Here is a 15,172-nt window from a genome sequence, read left to right as displayed (position 1 = left end):
GGGAAAGGCTATGGCTGTTATCGTTATTACCGGCGGTACGGCGGGCGTGGGGAAAGCCACGGCGCTGCACTTTGCTAAAGCGGGCTACGATGTAGGCATTATTGCCCGCGATGAGCAGAGCCTGCGCTCCACAGAAGAGGAGTTGCGCCGTTTCGGGATCAACGCGTGTGCCGTTCAGGCCGACGTGGCGGACAGCAAGGCGGTGACCGATGCTGCTAACGAAATTGAATACCGGCTTGGAGCCATCGATGTGTGGGTGAATAACGCCATGGGCGGGATGCTGGCGCCGTTTCGCACCATGTCCCCGGAGGAGTTTCGCCGCGTCACCGAGGTGACCTATCTGGGCTATGTTAACGGCACCCGCGCCGCGCTGGAGTTAATGACCCCTCGCGATCGCGGAACGATTATTCAGGTTGGCTCCGCGCTGGCCTACCGTTCCATTCCCTTGCAGTCAGCCTACTGTGGCGCGAAGGCCGCGATCCGCGGATTTACCGATGCCGTACGCACCGAGCTGATGCATGAAAACAGCCGGGTGCAGATCGCAATGGTACAGATGCCGGGCCTCAATACGCCGCAGTTCGAGTGGGCGAGGAATAAATTTGCCTGGGCGATGCGCCCGGTCCCCCCCGTTTTTCAGCCGGAAGTGGCCGCCAGCGCTATTTTTAAGGTGGCGCAGAAACCGGTGCGGGAGCTATGGGTGGGCAGCAGCACCGTCCAGTCGATTGTCGGGCAGTTTCTTTTCCCCGGTTTTCTGGACCGGCTGATGGTTAAAAAGGCCTGGAAAGGGCAGATGACCGATACGCTAAATGCGGATGACCGTCAGGACTATCTGGATCAGCCGGTTAACGATCTGCATAAAATCCACGGGCACTTCACCGACGAAGCAAAAGAGCGCGCCACCAGCGTTACCTCCGGCATGCCGGGGAAAGTGCTGCTCGGCTCCCTCGCCGTCACGGGCGCGATCGTGGCGCGTCTGATGCTCTCGCGGAAACGATAATCAGCGCAGTGCGGTACGATCGGTCCAGAACCAGCGGTAGCCATAGCCGCTGAGGTTAAGCGCGACGGTTTTGCCGCATACCAGCGCGTCGTCGTAGCGTTTGTCCGCCAGGCATGCGGTCCAGGTCGCATGCCGGATCCCTCTGGCGGTAAAATTAACGGGCTTATCGCTGAAGTTAACGAAGGTCAGAATGCTGCGCGTGTCGGTTTCGTAATAGATCCCCAGTACCGCATCGTTGTCGATAGTAATAAGACGAAACGGCGCGACGCCGATCTCAGGAAACTCCGAGCGCGTATTGGCGATATCGATAATGCAGTGCAGGAGGGAGTTGCGGTGCAACAGCGAATCCGCCACGTTGATTTTTTGATAGCGGTACGGACCATGGTCAATCATTGGGGCGATAAAGGTTTCCGGGTCGGCATCTGAGAAACCGCCGCCCTGCGATCCGGCCCACTGCATCGGGGTGCGTACGGCGTAACGCTCCTCCAGATCTAAATCATCGCCCATTCCAATTTCATCCCCGTAGCGCATGACCGGTACGCCCGGCAGCGAAAACAAGACCGCATGGCAAAAGGCCAGCCGCTTTCGATCGCCCTTAAGCATCGGCGCCAGACGGCGGCGGATCCCTCGCTGATACACGCTCATCTCTTCATCAGGGGCGAAGGCATCAATGACGGTCTGCTTCGCTTTTTTGCCTATCCCTTCCAGATCCAGCTCATCATGATTGCGCAGCCAGTTGGCGAAGCAGCAGGAGTCCGGTGGCACAATCATCTTTTTCACCGCGTTGCGCAGCGGTCGTGCGTTCTTATCTGCAAGGCTGACGTAAAAGTACTTATTGAGCCAGAAATTCAGCACCAGGTTGAGCCGGTCATTCTGACCAAAATAATCTTTGTAGGCGTCGACCTCCACGTCGACTTCGCCGAGCAGGATCGCGTCCGGATTACGCTGTTCGATAAGACGGCGCAGATGCTCCAGGATCCACAGGCCACGTTTTTCATCTCCACGCCCGGCCTGTTTTGTCAGGTGCGACGCTGCATCCAGGCGAAAGCCCGACACCCCGAGCTTTAGCCAGAAGATGATGATGTTCTCAACCTCCTTCAGCACCGCCGGGGAGGCCAGATTGAGATCCGGCTCGTGGTGATAAAACATATGCCGGTAGTATTGCCCCGCTTCGTCGTCCCATGTCCAGACGCTCTTTTCCACGCCGGGGAACATCGGTGGCGTATCGTCCTCGTCCGTGTCAGACCAGAGATAATAGTCACGGTAGGGTGACTGCGGGTTGCGGCGGGCCTGCTGAAACCAGGGATGCGCATCCGAGGTGTGCTGGATCAGCAGCTCAATAATGACCTTCATCCCCAGCTCCCGCGCCTGTTCAATAAAGGCGATGATATCGTTGAGCTTGCCGAAGCGGGGATCGACCTGCAAATGGTCGCTTACGTCATAGCCTTCATCGAGAAAAGGGGTGAGGTAAAACGGGGTGATCCAGATAACCGTCGCGCCCATCCGGCGGATGTAGCGCAGCTTCGCGGCGATCCCGGCGATGTCGCCACAGCCATCGCCGTTAAGATCGTAAAACAGGGCGGTATCAATCTGGTAAATAATGGCGCGTGTATGCCAGCCTGCCATAGCAATCCTTAGTGATAACCTTCGGTATCAGACACTTTGCCCCGGAAGACGTAGTAGCTCCAGGCGGTGTAAACCAGGATCACCGGGATGATTAACAGCGTGCCGATCAGCATAAACAGCTGGCTGGCAGGCGGCGCGGCGGCTTCCCACAGGGTGATGTGCGGCGGGATAATGTGTGGCCACAGGCTGATGCCCAGTCCGCTAAAGCCGAGGAAAATCAGGCCCAGCGTTAACAGGAACGGACGGGCATGGCTGTCGGGATTGCGCGTCAGCCGCCAGATCCAGAGGCTGAATACCGCCACCAGAACCGGAACCGGCAGGAACCAGAAGAAGTTAGGCAGTGTAAACCAGCGCTCGGCGACAAACTGCCAGCCGAGCGGGGTCCAGATACTCACCACCGCAATGACGGCGATCAGTGCCAGCAGCACGTGCCGGGTCAGCTCACGCATCCGGTTTTGCAGCGCGCCTTCGCTTTTCATGATCAGCCATGTGGTAGCCAGCAGGGTATAGGCGACAATCAAACCCAGCCCGCAGAACAGGTTAAACGGGGTTAACCAGTCCAGCGAGGAGCCCACAAAGCGTCGCCCTTCCACGTCAAAGCCGTTGATCATCGCGCCGACCACGATCCCCTGGCTGAAGGTTGCCAGCAGGGAACCGCCAGCAAAAGAATAGTCCCAGAATTTGCGGTGGGAAGGGGTCGCCTTAAAGCGAAACTCAAATGCCACGCCGCGGAAAATAAGCCCGATCAGCATGGCCGTGAGCGGGATGGTCAGGGCATCGATAATCACCGCGTAGGCCAGCGGAAACGCGCCGAACAACCCTGCGCCGCCGAGAACCAGCCAGGTTTCATTTCCGTCCCAGACCGGTGCGACGCTGTTCACCATTACGTCGCGCTCTTTGGCATCGCCCACAAAGCTGAACAGCATGCCGATACCGAGATCGAAACCGTCCATGATGATGTACATCAGCGTGGCGAAGACAATAATGGCAAACCAGATGACCGGGATATCGACGCCCATCAGATCTTCTCCTCTTCCGGAACAGACTCGGCGGCGGACAGCGGACGGGCAGGGGTGCCCGACGTATTAGACGTTAGCGTGCCGACAGGCTGCGGCCCTTTCTTTATCAACCGGGCGAGATAAACATAACCCACACCAAATACCGAACAGTAGACCACGATAAAAGCCAGCAGGCTGATGCTCATCTGCAACGTGCTGTGCAGAGACACCGCATCTATCGTGCGCAGATAGCCGTAGACGACCCACGGCTGGCGGCCCACTTCGGTAGTGACCCACCCGGCGAGCAGCGCAAGCAGTCCGGCTGGCCCCATGCACAGGGCAAACCAGTGGAATGGTCGCGAGTGATAGAGTCGGCGGCGATAGCGCAGCCAGACGCTCAGCACGCCAAGCGTAATCATCAGCAGCCCCATGCCGACCATAATGCGGAAAGACCAGAAGACGATGAGCGAGTTCGGGCGGTCCTCTTTCGGGAAATCTTTCAGCGCCGGGACCTGTTTATCCAGGCTGTGCGTCAGGATCAGGCTGCCGAGCGCCGGAATTTCAAGCCCGTATTTGGTGCGCTCCTCCTCCATATCCGGTACGCCGAACAGCAGCAGCGGGGTAGCCTCGCCGGGCGGATTTTCCCAGTGGCCTTCAATCGCGGCGATTTTGGCAGGCTGATGCTCAAGCGTATTCAGGCCGTGCATATCCCCAACGACTGCCTGGATGGGCGCGACCAGCAGCGCCATCCACATGGCCATGGAGAACATTTTGCGAATAGCGGGCGTGTCGTTGCCGCGCAGCAGATGCCATGCCCCGGACGCGCCCACAAACAAGGCGCTGCACAGGAAGGCGGCGATGGACATATGGATCAGACGGTAAGGGAATGAGGGGTTAAAAATAATGGCCAGCCAGTCTTCGGGAATGACCTGACCGTTCTGAATACTGAAGCCCTGCGGGGTGTGCATCCAGCTGTTGGAGGCGAGGATCCAGAAGGTGGACATCAGCGTGCCCAGCGCCACCATGCAGGTGGCAAAGAAGTGCAGGCCGGGGCCGACCTTGTTCCAGCCGAACAACATCACGCCCAGGAAACCGGCTTCGAGGAAGAAGGCGGTTAAGACTTCATAAGTGAGCAGAGGGCCGGTTATGCTGCCTGCGAACTGGGAAAATCCGCTCCAGTTAGTCCCAAACTGGTAAGCCATTACCAGCCCGGAAACCACGCCCATACCAAAGTTAACGGCGAAAATTTTCAGCCAGAAATGGTAAAGCGAGCGCCAGACATCATTTTTTGTGCGAAGCCACATGCCCTCGAGAACCACCAGATAGCTCGCAAGCCCGATGGTGATTGCCGGAAAGAGAATATGGAAAGAGACGGTAAAGGCGAACTGTATCCTGGCCAGATGAAACGCATCAAGCTCGAACATGCTCCGTACCTCTGGAACTGATAGCCCACAAGGCATTGCCAGACAGCCTCAGGCTGCCTGGCAAAACCGGTTACGGTTTTTTCTTACCCGCGCCAAGCTCGGCACCGGTAAGCGGATCGGCTTTAGGATCGGATTTCGTACGTGCGCACATTGCTTTGACCAGCGTAGCCTGCTCTGTTGTGAGCGTTACGCTTGCGCCGCCGTCACCGCCATCGACCGCTGGCTGAGGAGATTCAACGTAGTCGAAGTGCTTATCGCTGTTCCAGCTTCCGCGAACTTCTCCCCCCTCAGACATATTGTAGTACTTGTTGGTGTACTCTTCGATTGGAGGCAATTTACCCGGTGGGAAGTTGTTACGGATCGACTGGAGCGCCTTCTCAAACGAAAGCTGGTGTGCTGCCTCACGCGTCATTAAAAACGCCAGCGCATCTTTAACACCTGGATCGTCCGTTACGTTAATAAGCCGTTCGTAGATAATTTTGGCGCGCGCCTCGGCCGCAATGTTAGAGCGCAGATCCGCGGTGGGTTCGCCAATGGTATCCACGTACGCCGCCGTCCACGGTACGCCTGCGGAGTTAGTGAGCGGAGTACCGCCCCCGTAGAGCAGGGAAGTGATATGACTGTCGTTGCCGTTTTCGGTCATGGACCGGTACAGCTCCGCTTCATTTTCAACGCCTTCCGCCAGTTCACCTTTCGCACCCTTATTAAGCATACCCACCAGGGTGCCGATAATTTCCAGGTGACTTAACTCCTCGGTCGCGATATCCATCAGCATATCTTTACGACCGGGATCGTCGTCGCTCAATCCTTGCGTAAAGTAACGACATGCCGCGGCAAGTTCGCCCTGTGGCCCGCCAAACTGCTCAAGCAGAAGATTAGCCAGACCCGGATTCGGTTCGGCTACGCGTACCGTGTATTGCAGCTGTTTTACGTGTCGAAACATAGTTTCTCCCTCTTCCGTTATTTTTTCGCTTCAACGCCGTCCGCGTCGGAGCGCAGCAGGAACTGTTCCGTCGTCTGTGGAATATGTTGAATCAGCCAGTCCGCCATCTGGCGCTCTTCTTCCAGAATGGATTCAATGGCTGGAATGGAGGCGGTATCGCCCGCTTGTTTGGCCGCGGCCAGCAGAGAGGTGTAGCAGGCAATTTCAAACTGCTCAAAAACGTAGCCGCTGATGGAGCCTTTAACAATTTCGTCGGAAGGGAACATGCCGCCAATGGACTGGCCGAGCGCCGCCATTTTGCTCATGGAATCTTTTATGACCGAACGGGAAATATTATTGCGGTCGAGAATTTCTTCCAGCACGGTAATTTGGTGTTTAGTTTCATTAACGTGTTGTTCAATTCGTGCACGTAAGTCGGGATAATTATCAATACGGCTGGCCATTGATTCCAGCATGGATTCGGCTTGTTTTTCCATCGCATGGGCATCGCGTAGCCAATCATGGTAGTGTTCTACATGATTCATAATTAACTCCTGTGATTTATTTTCTGGTTAATTGTTGGTGCTGATGCTCATCAAATTATTATTTATCCTTTCTGGGCTTTTTGATTAATATTGCCGACAGCCAGATCGGTTAATTTGAGATCGGTTTCTTTTTCTTCTTCCAGCGTTTCTGCAAGAAGTTTAACGGCTTTTTTATAGCCTAATTGTTCAGCCAGGGTGGCCAGGGTGCCGTAGCTGGCAATTTCGTAGTGCTCGACTTTCTGTGCGGCGGCAATTAATGCAGCGTCACGCACTTCGTTTTTCTCAGTGCTCTCAATAACTTCGTTGGCTTCTTCAATTAAGCCTTCCATTGCAACGCATTTCATGCGCTTCAGCTTGAGGCCGGATTCCTGCTCAATAATCTGATCGATACGTTCGATCTGTCCCTGCGTCTCCTCAAGGTGAGCCGTGAACGCAGCGCTCAGCTTCTCGCTTGATGCGGCGCGGGCTAACTTGCTTAGCGCGCGGGTCAGCTGCTTCTCAGCGCTATAGGTATCGGATAACAGGTGAATAAATACATCTTCAACAGTTTTCATATTCATATATTCGCTCCAGTGAAATAAAGGGAAGGTACTGCGAGCCGACAGGCCCGCAGCATGCTCTCGGTATATTTATAAGAGCTTTAAATAAGATCAGGAGTTATCAGATTTACGGCCCCCGCCGTGACTGTTCTGTCCCCCTTTCTTACCCGCTTCAGATGCGCGTTGCGGATCGTTTTTGAAATTACCGCCGCTGTGCTGGCCGCCTTTACGTCCAGCTTCTGATGCTTTTTCACGGTCTTGCGCGAAATTACCGGAACCACCACGATGTTGCTCTGCCATATATCAACCCTCATGTTGCGTTTATGTCAGGTGATACGATAAGTAATTCGTATCAGTTGTCGTTCAGAAATTAACATTAGTCGTTATGTGAGAAGAGTCAAATTTCCTGTCTGGGTTGTTTTGCACCATTTCCAGAGATGCGGGGGAAATACCGCTTCGTTACGATTTTTGAAAATCGGAAGTAAATCCATTGCTTAAGGGTAAATAACTTGTGTCGTTAGGATTCCGCTTAGCTAATAATCTTAATATGAACGCGGCGGAAATGATTACAAGAATTGACGTAGCGCAAAAATATATCTTGCCGACCTGAGTCTTTATAATCGGAATAGTCTTAAGCGAGAAGTAAAATAACGAGCCGAAAACAGTGTATCCGATCGTCGTTTTGACGTGGTCAGGCGGATCGGGTGAGGGTATGCTGCATTTGTCACCACAATAATTACAGAGGCAATGTCATGGATCAGGAGCTACTGGATGCAGGGTACCGGGCCTCTACCGGTGAGAAAATCGATGTCTACTTCAACACAGGGATCTGCAAACACTCGGGCAACTGCGTGCGCGGCAGCGCGGCGCTGTTCGACCTGAAGCGTAAACCCTGGATCGCACCGGATGAAGTGGATGCAGAAACTGTTGCGCGCGTAATTGATACCTGCCCGAGCGGTGCGCTGAAGTACCGCCTAAAATAAGTGAGGAACCATGGATATTCTTGAAGGCCATAACAAGTTTTATCTCAACGACGCCGAAGGCAATCAGGTTGCGGAGATCGTCTTTGTCCCGACCGGCGAGCATCTGAGCATCATCGAGCACACCGATGTGGATCCGAGCCTGAAAGGGCAGGGTGTGGGTAAGCAGCTGGTGGCGAAGGTGGTAGAGAAGATGCGCGGGGAGAACCGTAAAATTATCCCGCTGTGTCCGTTTGCGAAGCATGAGTTTGATAATACGCGGGAGTATGACGATATTCGGGCGTAAAACAGATGCCCGGCATTGCGCCGGGCAGCACACTCAACCGACAAACATCACCGACACACACAGCACACCCACAATCAGCGTCAGCAGGTTGCCGATGGAGCGGTACGGTTTTAACGACGGGATCAGGTACGTCGACAGCGTCGGCATGATGAACAGGATCATGGCGATAAGCGGACCGCTGATGGCGTAAATCATGGAGATCGCATTCGGGTTGATGCAGCAGACCGCAAAGGTAATCAGCGACACGCCGAGAATCGAAACCGCGCGGTTAAAGGCACGACTTTTCTTTACACCCACCTGATTCAGCGACGATTTCACAATTTCCGTTGCCCCTTCAATCACGCCAAAATAGGTGCCGAGGAACGATTTCGACATCGCTATAATTGCCACGATAATGCCGGAAATGCCCAGCCATGCCGGGGACGAAGGCATCATCGACAGCGCGGACAGGATCGTCACCCCTTCCTCTTTTGCCGCCACGATATAGGACGGTGGAATCGAAAGCAGGCAGCTGAACACAAAGAACAGCACGCTGAGGCAGATGATCAGGTACGCCACTTTCATGATTTTTTTGCATTTACCCATAGCCTCTTCACCGTATTTCTCGCGACGATCTACGGCGAAGGTCGAGATGATCGGGGTATGGCTAAAAGCGAAAACCATCACCGGGATCGATATCCACACCTGGTGCAGCGTATGCTGGTCGAAGGCCATCTGGCTGGTCAGCAGCGACGGCTGCCAGCTGCCCGTTAGATACAGCGACACAAAAAGGAAATAGGCGATCAGCGGAAAGACAAGGAAACCCATCACCTTAATGGTGATGTGCCGCCCCATCAGGAAGATCAGATTCAAAATCAGCACCACGCCAAAACTCACCAGCATCCGCACGCTGGTATCCACCGTCATCCGTTTCGCCAGCTGTTCAGTAAGTGAGTTGGTTATCGCCACCGCGTAAATCAGAACCACCACAAAGAAGGCCACGAAATAGAGCGTGGTGATGAGGTTGCCGATCTTTTTGCCGTAGTAATGGGAAACGGCACCGGTGATCCCTTCGTTGCCTTTCGTCTTCGACGACAGAATAAATTGCGCCAGCGCTTTATGCGGCCAGTAGGTTAAGGGATACGCCACAAGGGCGGTGATCAGCAGGACAATTGCGCCAGCAGAGCCGAGCTGAATGGGCAAGAACAGGGTTCCTGCGCCCACGGCAGTGCCGTAGAGGGCGAAACTCCAGAGAGTCTCTTCTTTTGACCAAATTTTCGACATTAGAGCAACGTATCAACTATAAAACGAACAAAAAGGAGTGCAATTTACCATAATTATGCGTTGAGGTCGCCGTTGCTTCGCTGGGGTTGGGCCGGAGAAGGTCTCCGGCCGGAAGGTCATTCGCTTGCCAGGGCGCGACGTTGCTGGCGGCGCTTGATAATTTTCTCCCGCAGGGTGTCATACACCCAGTTGTAGAGCATGGTGTACGGCAGGAAGAACATGAAGAAACCAATCTCCAGCGTGAAAGCCTGGAGCAGCGTCACGCCCAGCACGGCGGCAACGATCGTTACGCCAATCACAATAAAGCCGCATTCAAAACCCAGCGCATGCAGGGCGCGCACTTTTGCCGTGCGCTTCACCCGCTGAACGGGCCAGAAACGGTCGAAGCCAAAGTTATAGATAATGTTCCAGAGCATTGCCGTGGTCGCCAGAATAATAGTGAGACCCCCCATTTCAACCACCGAGCGCTGCATTAGCCACGCGGCCGTAGGGGCGAGGATCGCCGTAGCAATACCTTCAAAACAGACGGCATGGAAGATCCGCTCCGGCAATTTACGTTGGAGTGCATCCTGATGTTGCATATTTACCTCATATAGACGCCAGTATGGGCGTTGATGCGGCCTATTCTTATCGCTTAAGGTGATATATAAAAGATGGTATCCATCGATAAAGTAGATACATCATGCGTTATTCTCCCGAAGCACTGACCGCGTTTGTTGAAACTGTCGCCGCAGGTTCGTTTTCAGCTGCGGCACGACGGCTGCGTAAAAGCCAGTCCACCATCAGCACCTCCATCGCCAACCTTGAAGCTGACCTTGGCTTTGAGCTGTTTGATCGCTCGGCGCGTCACCCGGTGTTAACCGCCCAGGGTGAACAGGTGCTGGGCTATGTCCAGTCAATCCTCGCCGCCAGCGCGCGCCTTGATGAGCTGGCCGTATCCTTAACGGCGCAAACGGAGGCGCGTTTTACCTTTGTTCTCTCCGATACGCTTAACCCGGCCGTACTGGAAGAGATGATGAGCCAGTTCGACCAGCGTTTTCCGCACACCGAATTCGAGTGTCTGATTGGGGAAGAGGAGGACGTGATCGATCTGCTGCAAAAGGAGCGGGCGCAAATTGGCCTGACGGAAGCACGCGACAGCTACCCGACCGATATTGGCGCGACCCGCCTGCCTATGCAGACGCGGATGGCTATTTACGTTTCTGCCGGACATCCTCTGGCAGGGCAACATGAGACGCAGGCGGACGAGCTGCATGGCTGGCGCGAGCTGCGGCTGAGTACCTATCTTGAACGGGAAGCGCCCCTTGCGCGCGGGCCGGTCTGGTCTGCGCCGAACTACCTGCTGCTGCTAAGCATGGCGGTACAGGGCTTTGGCTGGTGCGCGTTACCCTGCGCGCTGGTCGACGAATTTGCCGCATCGAAATCGCTGGTGCAGCTGAACGTGCCGGGTTGGCCGAGGTCGATTGCCATCGATCTGGTATGGAACAAAAGAACCCCGCCCGGCGTCGCCGGAAGCTGGCTGCGCCAGTACTTGCAGGACGCACGATAATCCTGTGACTAAACTCACTAATTTTAAACATTTGCGTCAATTGTTGATAACAATCCTCTACTATCGTCATGTCATTTTGCACAGAGGTCGTGATGAAAGATGTCGTTATAGTGGGTGCGTTACGTACGGCTATCGGCTGTTTTCAGGGAGCGCTTGCGCGTCACTCTGCGGTTGATCTCGGCAGCGTGGTGGTAAGAGCGCTGGTGGAACGCAGCGGGGTTGCCGCACATGAAATTGATGAGGTGATCCTCGGCCAGGTGCTGACCGCTGGCGCGGGACAAAACCCTGCGCGCCAGGCGGCGCTGAAGGGCGGCCTGCCTAATACCGTTTCGGCGATTACCATCAACGACGTCTGTGGTTCAGGTTTGAAAGCGCTCCATCTTGCGACGCAGGCCATCCAGTGCGGTGAAGCGGACGTGGTCATTGCCGGAGGGCAGGAAAACATGAGCCGCGCCCCGCATGTCCTGACCGACAGCCGGACCGGCGCGCAGCTCGGGAACAGTCAGCTGCTTGACAGCCTGGTTCATGACGGGTTGTGGGACGCCTTCAACGACTACCATATGGGCGTAACGGCGGAAAACCTGGCGCGGGAATACGGCATCAGCCGCGAGCTTCAGGATGCGTATGCGCTTAGCTCGCAGCAAAAAGCGCGTGCAGCGATCGACTCCGGCCGTTTTCGCGATGAAATTGTCCCGGTCAGTACCCAACGCCAGAACGGCGAAGCGCTCATCGTTGATACCGACGAGCAGCCGCGCACCGATGCCAGCGCAGAAGGGCTGGCAAAACTCGATCCGGCCTTCGAAACGCTCGGTTCTGTAACGGCAGGTAACGCATCCTCCATTAACGACGGTGCGGCGGCGGTGATGATGATGAGTGAAAGCAAAGCCCAGGAGCTGGCGCTGCCGGTACTGGCGCGCATCAAAGCGTTTGCCAGCGTGGGTGTTGATCCTGCGTTAATGGGGATCGCCCCGGTCTATGCCACGCGCCGCTGTCTTGAGCGGGCGGGCTGGCAGCTGAACGATGTAGATCTGATTGAAGTCAATGAAGCCTTTGCTGCACAGGCGATCTCGGTCGGGAAAATGCTGGAATGGGATCCGCTGCGGGTCAACGTCAACGGCGGTGCGATCGCGCTCGGTCATCCTATTGGCGCTTCCGGCTGCCGCATTCTGGTGTCGCTAGTCCACGAAATGAAAAAGCGTAACGCCCGAAAAGGGATCGCAACGCTCTGCATTGGCGGAGGGCAGGGGGTAGCCCTGGCTATCGAACGGTAATTTCCCCCTCTGCGCACAGAAAGCCTCCCTCGGGAGGTTTTTTTATGTCTGCAGAATCCTTTTTTAACACTTCTGCGTTCTTTCTTAAGCCCACAATAATTATTGCGCGGTGAATTATTCGCTTTGTGAAGTTCTTAGTGTGATCTCACGCCTGGAATTTATGCGTTATACGCCTTTTTTGTTGATGAGGTTCACGTCGATCTTTGCCAAAAAAAATGAAACAAATAATTTCGATCCTTGTCACTAAAATAACGGTACATAAAAAATAAACTCAAGTTTCATAAAAACGAAACGTTATTTTAATTGAGGGTTTTTTTCATGTTTAAGAAATCTCTGCTCCTTGCTTCCCTTATTAGTGCCTCTTTTGCGGCTAGCGCCGTTACCGTCGATCTGCGTCACGAATATATTGACAGCGGCTCGAATGCCGACCGTGTTGCCGTCTCGCACCGCTTTGACAATGGCTTCGGTTTTTCAGTCGAGGCGAAGTGGAAATCAGGCGGGGACAAGGCAGATCAGCCATTCGCGGATGTGGTGGGGAACGGTCACGAAGATCAGATTAGCTGGCGCTGGAAAGCGACAGACAATATCGCCCTGACGCCTGCGTTTACGATTGAAAGCACAGACAGTCGTACCATTTATAAACCGAATCTGCATGTGCAATATAGTTTCGATAATGGCTTCTACGTGGCCGCGCGTTACCGTTATGAATATACCCGCTATCCGTCAAGCTCAAATAAGGACGATGATAAAGTTAACCGTGGTGATGCGTGGGTCGGTTGGGTATTAGGTGACTGGCGTACCGAGCTGAACTATGTTTACGCGAAAAGCTCTGAAGGCGTGGCCCGAAATAACAATAAAGATTATTCCAATGAATATAACGCCAAGCTCGCCTACAAATGGGATAAAAACTGGGCACCGTATGCTGAGGTGGGCAACGTGGGGGTTAAAGACACTGACGAACGCCAGACCCGTTTCCGTTTAGGCGTGGCGTACTCCTTCTGATAATCCAGCTTCTTCGCTAAAAACCGCCGGGTGGCCCTGCGCTTACCCGGCCTACACTTTCCTTCCACTCCGTCGTTTCGTATGCCGGGTGGCCCTGCGCTTACCCGGCCTACACTTTCCTTCCACTCCGTCGTTTCGTATGCCGGGTGGCCCTGCGCTTACCCGGCCTACACTTTCCTTCCACTCCGTCGTTTCGTATGCCGACTGGCCCTGCGCTTACCCGGCTACACTTTCTCTCCAGTCAGTCGTTTCGTAGGCCGGGTAAGCGTTAGCGCCACCCGGCAAAAAGCGTCGCAATCACCCAAAAAAAAGCCCTCCGAATCGGAGGGCAAGGCCAGTTACAGAAACACTAACTCATTCAGGCATGCAACATTTCAGGTTGCTCGGGGAGTTTCGCGATATAGAGGGCCGGTTTGCCGTCTTTATCGGAACTGTACAGCACCGCTTTTTCGTCCGGCGTGAAGGACGGATGCGGGTGGGTTACCTGGCGGCTGTTCGCCACCGTAGCCCAGGAAGTGTCATGACGGGCAATGCGGTAATAGGCTTTCTTCGCCACGTCAAAGGCATAAAGATAAGGATCGTTATCAATGGTGTAGCCGCCGGTGTCTTTCACATCGACAGGCGTGCCGGAACCGTCGCCAACCAGCATGGTGCCGTCGACGTTGCTCATCAGGTGCGAACAGGCGGGCATGTTCATTACCGCTTCATTCACGCCGGTGTCCGGATTGAAGCGGGAGATGGTACGACCTTGCTGACCTTTCAGGTAAGAGACGTAGATCAGCGCGGACCCGTCCGGCACCCAAAATTCATGCGTGCAGCTTTCCCCTTCCGCGTGCGTTTTCACTTTCCGCACGTTGCTGCCATCTTCGTTGACCAGCCACATGCGGGCGTCAACCAGGTCGTGTGGCCCTTCATGACAGAAGGCCACGGTATTGTCATCGAACGGGCGATAAATCGGATGTCCCAGCCAGATCTTCTCGTCATGGATGGTGGTGCTTTCACCCGTTTTTAGATCAACGCGCAGCAGGCGGCAGTGCGGCCCTTTGTGGAAGAAGTCGTGGAAAATTTTCCAGTCGTTGAGTGGCGTCCAGTCACGTCTGGCAATCTCAATACCCACCAGTTTGGTGCAGTCGCTGTTCGCGACCCAGGTGCCGTAGCCAACCCACTCTTCCGGGACGCGGTACACTTCGCGCTCTGCCAGCGTCTGTAAATCCACCTCAAGCAGGGTGCGATCGTTTTTCACATAGTAGAGGGATTGATCGTCCGGAGAGAGGAACCCGCCAAAGGTGTTATCGCCCGCGCCTTCGGTCAGCTGCACCGCTTCGGCGTTTTTCAGATCCAGCAGGTAATAGTTCCAGTGACCGTCGAACTCCCCGGCGAACAGCAGGTGGCTGCCATCGTTAAAGAAGCACTTCTGGTAAAAGTAGTTGCGATGACAGGTTACTTCCGGTGGGGTCAGGCGGGTAACTTCCACGCCTGTATCCGGATCGCGGCTGACCTCGTAGTTCAGCTTGACCCGCATACCTTTAGCCATAATGCACTCCTTTGAACGCGTAATATAGGTTGAAAACTAGGTGTTAAATTATCAAAACATCGTTTCATTATGTGTGACTGACAGCGCAAATTCTCAGTTTCTTTAACCAGATTGAGGGGCTTAAAGATTTATCGTGATCGAAACACCATTTCTGGCATAAACATACAGAAAAAATGAAACGTTGTTTTAAATGTAATTGAAAACCCCATGTACAGGGGATAATATGTGTTCATCAC

16 protein-coding genes are annotated in these 15,172 nt (G+C 54.5%); 6 read left to right on the top strand and 10 right to left on the bottom strand.

Annotated features, from left to right (window positions below):
- Window positions 1–10: 10 nt before the first annotated feature.
- Entirely contained in the window at window positions 11–997 is a 987-nt protein-coding gene (locus ACQG03_RS17265; protein ID WP_063163559.1) for an SDR family oxidoreductase, read from the top strand.
- Here ACQG03_RS17265 and ACQG03_RS17260 read toward each other — a convergent pair whose 3' ends face one another.
- From ACQG03_RS17260 to ACQG03_RS17230, 7 genes are all read right to left on the bottom strand, one after another.
- A complete protein-coding gene (locus ACQG03_RS17260; RefSeq protein WP_063163558.1) occupies window positions 998–2,623 on the bottom strand; it encodes an alpha-amylase family protein in 1,626 nt (541 codons plus the stop codon).
- Window positions 2,624–2,631: 8 nt separating this feature from the next.
- A complete protein-coding gene (cydB, locus tag ACQG03_RS17255) occupies window positions 2,632–3,642 on the bottom strand; it encodes a cytochrome d ubiquinol oxidase subunit II (RefSeq protein ID WP_022649265.1) in 1,011 nt (336 codons plus the stop codon).
- Complete coding sequence (locus tag ACQG03_RS17250; RefSeq protein WP_003862857.1) at window positions 3,642–5,045, bottom strand: cytochrome ubiquinol oxidase subunit I; 1,404 nt, start codon at window positions 5,043–5,045, stop codon at window positions 3,642–3,644. Before ACQG03_RS17250 ends, cydB begins: the two co-directional genes overlap by 1 nt.
- A 70-nt stretch (window positions 5,046–5,115) precedes the next feature.
- Complete coding sequence (locus ACQG03_RS17245; RefSeq protein WP_022649263.1) at window positions 5,116–5,988, bottom strand: manganese catalase family protein; 873 nt, start codon at window positions 5,986–5,988, stop codon at window positions 5,116–5,118.
- Window positions 5,989–6,005: 17 nt separating this feature from the next.
- A complete protein-coding gene (locus ACQG03_RS17240; RefSeq protein WP_022649262.1) occupies window positions 6,006–6,512 on the bottom strand; it encodes a ferritin-like domain-containing protein in 507 nt (168 codons plus the stop codon).
- Between the two features lie 62 nt (window positions 6,513–6,574).
- Entirely contained in the window at window positions 6,575–7,072 is a 498-nt protein-coding gene (locus ACQG03_RS17235) for a ferritin-like domain-containing protein (protein WP_003862851.1), read from the bottom strand.
- 90 nt (window positions 7,073–7,162) lie between these two features.
- Window positions 7,163–7,351, bottom strand: coding sequence for a general stress protein (locus ACQG03_RS17230; protein WP_022649261.1), 189 nt, complete (start codon window positions 7,349–7,351; stop codon window positions 7,163–7,165).
- Between the two features lie 452 nt (window positions 7,352–7,803).
- Here ACQG03_RS17230 and ACQG03_RS17225 point away from each other — a divergent pair, with 452 nt between their 5' ends.
- Entirely contained in the window at window positions 7,804–8,034 is a 231-nt protein-coding gene (locus tag ACQG03_RS17225; RefSeq protein ID WP_063163557.1) for a (4Fe-4S)-binding protein, read from the top strand.
- Window positions 8,035–8,044: 10 nt separating this feature from the next.
- Window positions 8,045–8,317, top strand: coding sequence for a GNAT family N-acetyltransferase (locus tag ACQG03_RS17220; RefSeq protein ID WP_063163556.1), 273 nt, complete (start codon window positions 8,045–8,047; stop codon window positions 8,315–8,317).
- Window positions 8,318–8,350: 33 nt separating this feature from the next.
- Here ACQG03_RS17220 and ACQG03_RS17215 read toward each other — a convergent pair whose 3' ends face one another.
- Together ACQG03_RS17215 and ACQG03_RS17210 are read right to left on the bottom strand one after the other, a co-directional pair.
- Window positions 8,351–9,580, bottom strand: coding sequence for an amino acid permease (locus tag ACQG03_RS17215; protein WP_022649259.1), 1,230 nt, complete (start codon window positions 9,578–9,580; stop codon window positions 8,351–8,353).
- Between the two features lie 116 nt (window positions 9,581–9,696).
- The gene (locus ACQG03_RS17210) at window positions 9,697–10,161 is read right to left on the bottom strand and encodes a multidrug/biocide efflux PACE transporter (RefSeq protein WP_063163555.1); all 465 of its coding nucleotides are present in this window, start codon (window positions 10,159–10,161) and stop codon (window positions 9,697–9,699) included.
- Window positions 10,162–10,262: 101 nt separating this feature from the next.
- On the opposite strand from ACQG03_RS17210, the gene ACQG03_RS17205 reads away from it, so the two are divergent.
- The 3 genes from ACQG03_RS17205 to ACQG03_RS17195 all read left to right on the top strand — a co-directional run bounded on the left by ACQG03_RS17205 (window position 10,263) and on the right by ACQG03_RS17195 (window position 13,402).
- Window positions 10,263–11,129, top strand: coding sequence for a LysR family transcriptional regulator (locus tag ACQG03_RS17205; RefSeq protein ID WP_038416634.1), 867 nt, complete (start codon window positions 10,263–10,265; stop codon window positions 11,127–11,129).
- A 92-nt stretch (window positions 11,130–11,221) separates the two neighbouring features.
- Window positions 11,222–12,400 carry an acetyl-CoA C-acetyltransferase gene (locus ACQG03_RS17200; RefSeq protein WP_022649256.1) on the top strand — a complete coding sequence of 393 codons (1,179 nt, stop codon included), beginning with the start codon at window positions 11,222–11,224 and terminating at the stop codon, window positions 12,398–12,400.
- 318 nt (window positions 12,401–12,718) lie between these two features.
- The gene (locus tag ACQG03_RS17195; RefSeq protein ID WP_063163554.1) at window positions 12,719–13,402 is read left to right on the top strand and encodes an oligogalacturonate-specific porin KdgM family protein; all 684 of its coding nucleotides are present in this window, start codon (window positions 12,719–12,721) and stop codon (window positions 13,400–13,402) included.
- A 358-nt stretch (window positions 13,403–13,760) separates the two neighbouring features.
- Here ACQG03_RS17195 and ACQG03_RS17190 read toward each other — a convergent pair whose 3' ends face one another.
- Window positions 13,761–14,936 carry an oligogalacturonate lyase family protein gene (locus ACQG03_RS17190; RefSeq protein ID WP_023298524.1) on the bottom strand — a complete coding sequence of 392 codons (1,176 nt, stop codon included), beginning with the start codon at window positions 14,934–14,936 and terminating at the stop codon, window positions 13,761–13,763.
- Between the last annotated feature and the right edge of the window lie 236 nt (window positions 14,937–15,172).

The sequence above is a fragment of the Enterobacter cloacae complex sp. 342H5 genome, assembly GCF_050030905.1.
Taxonomy (GTDB): Bacteria; Pseudomonadota; Gammaproteobacteria; order Enterobacterales; family Enterobacteriaceae; genus Enterobacter; species Enterobacter intestinihominis.
Note: the sequence above shows the minus strand (reverse complement) of the source record. Positions and strands in the feature narration are given on the sequence as shown.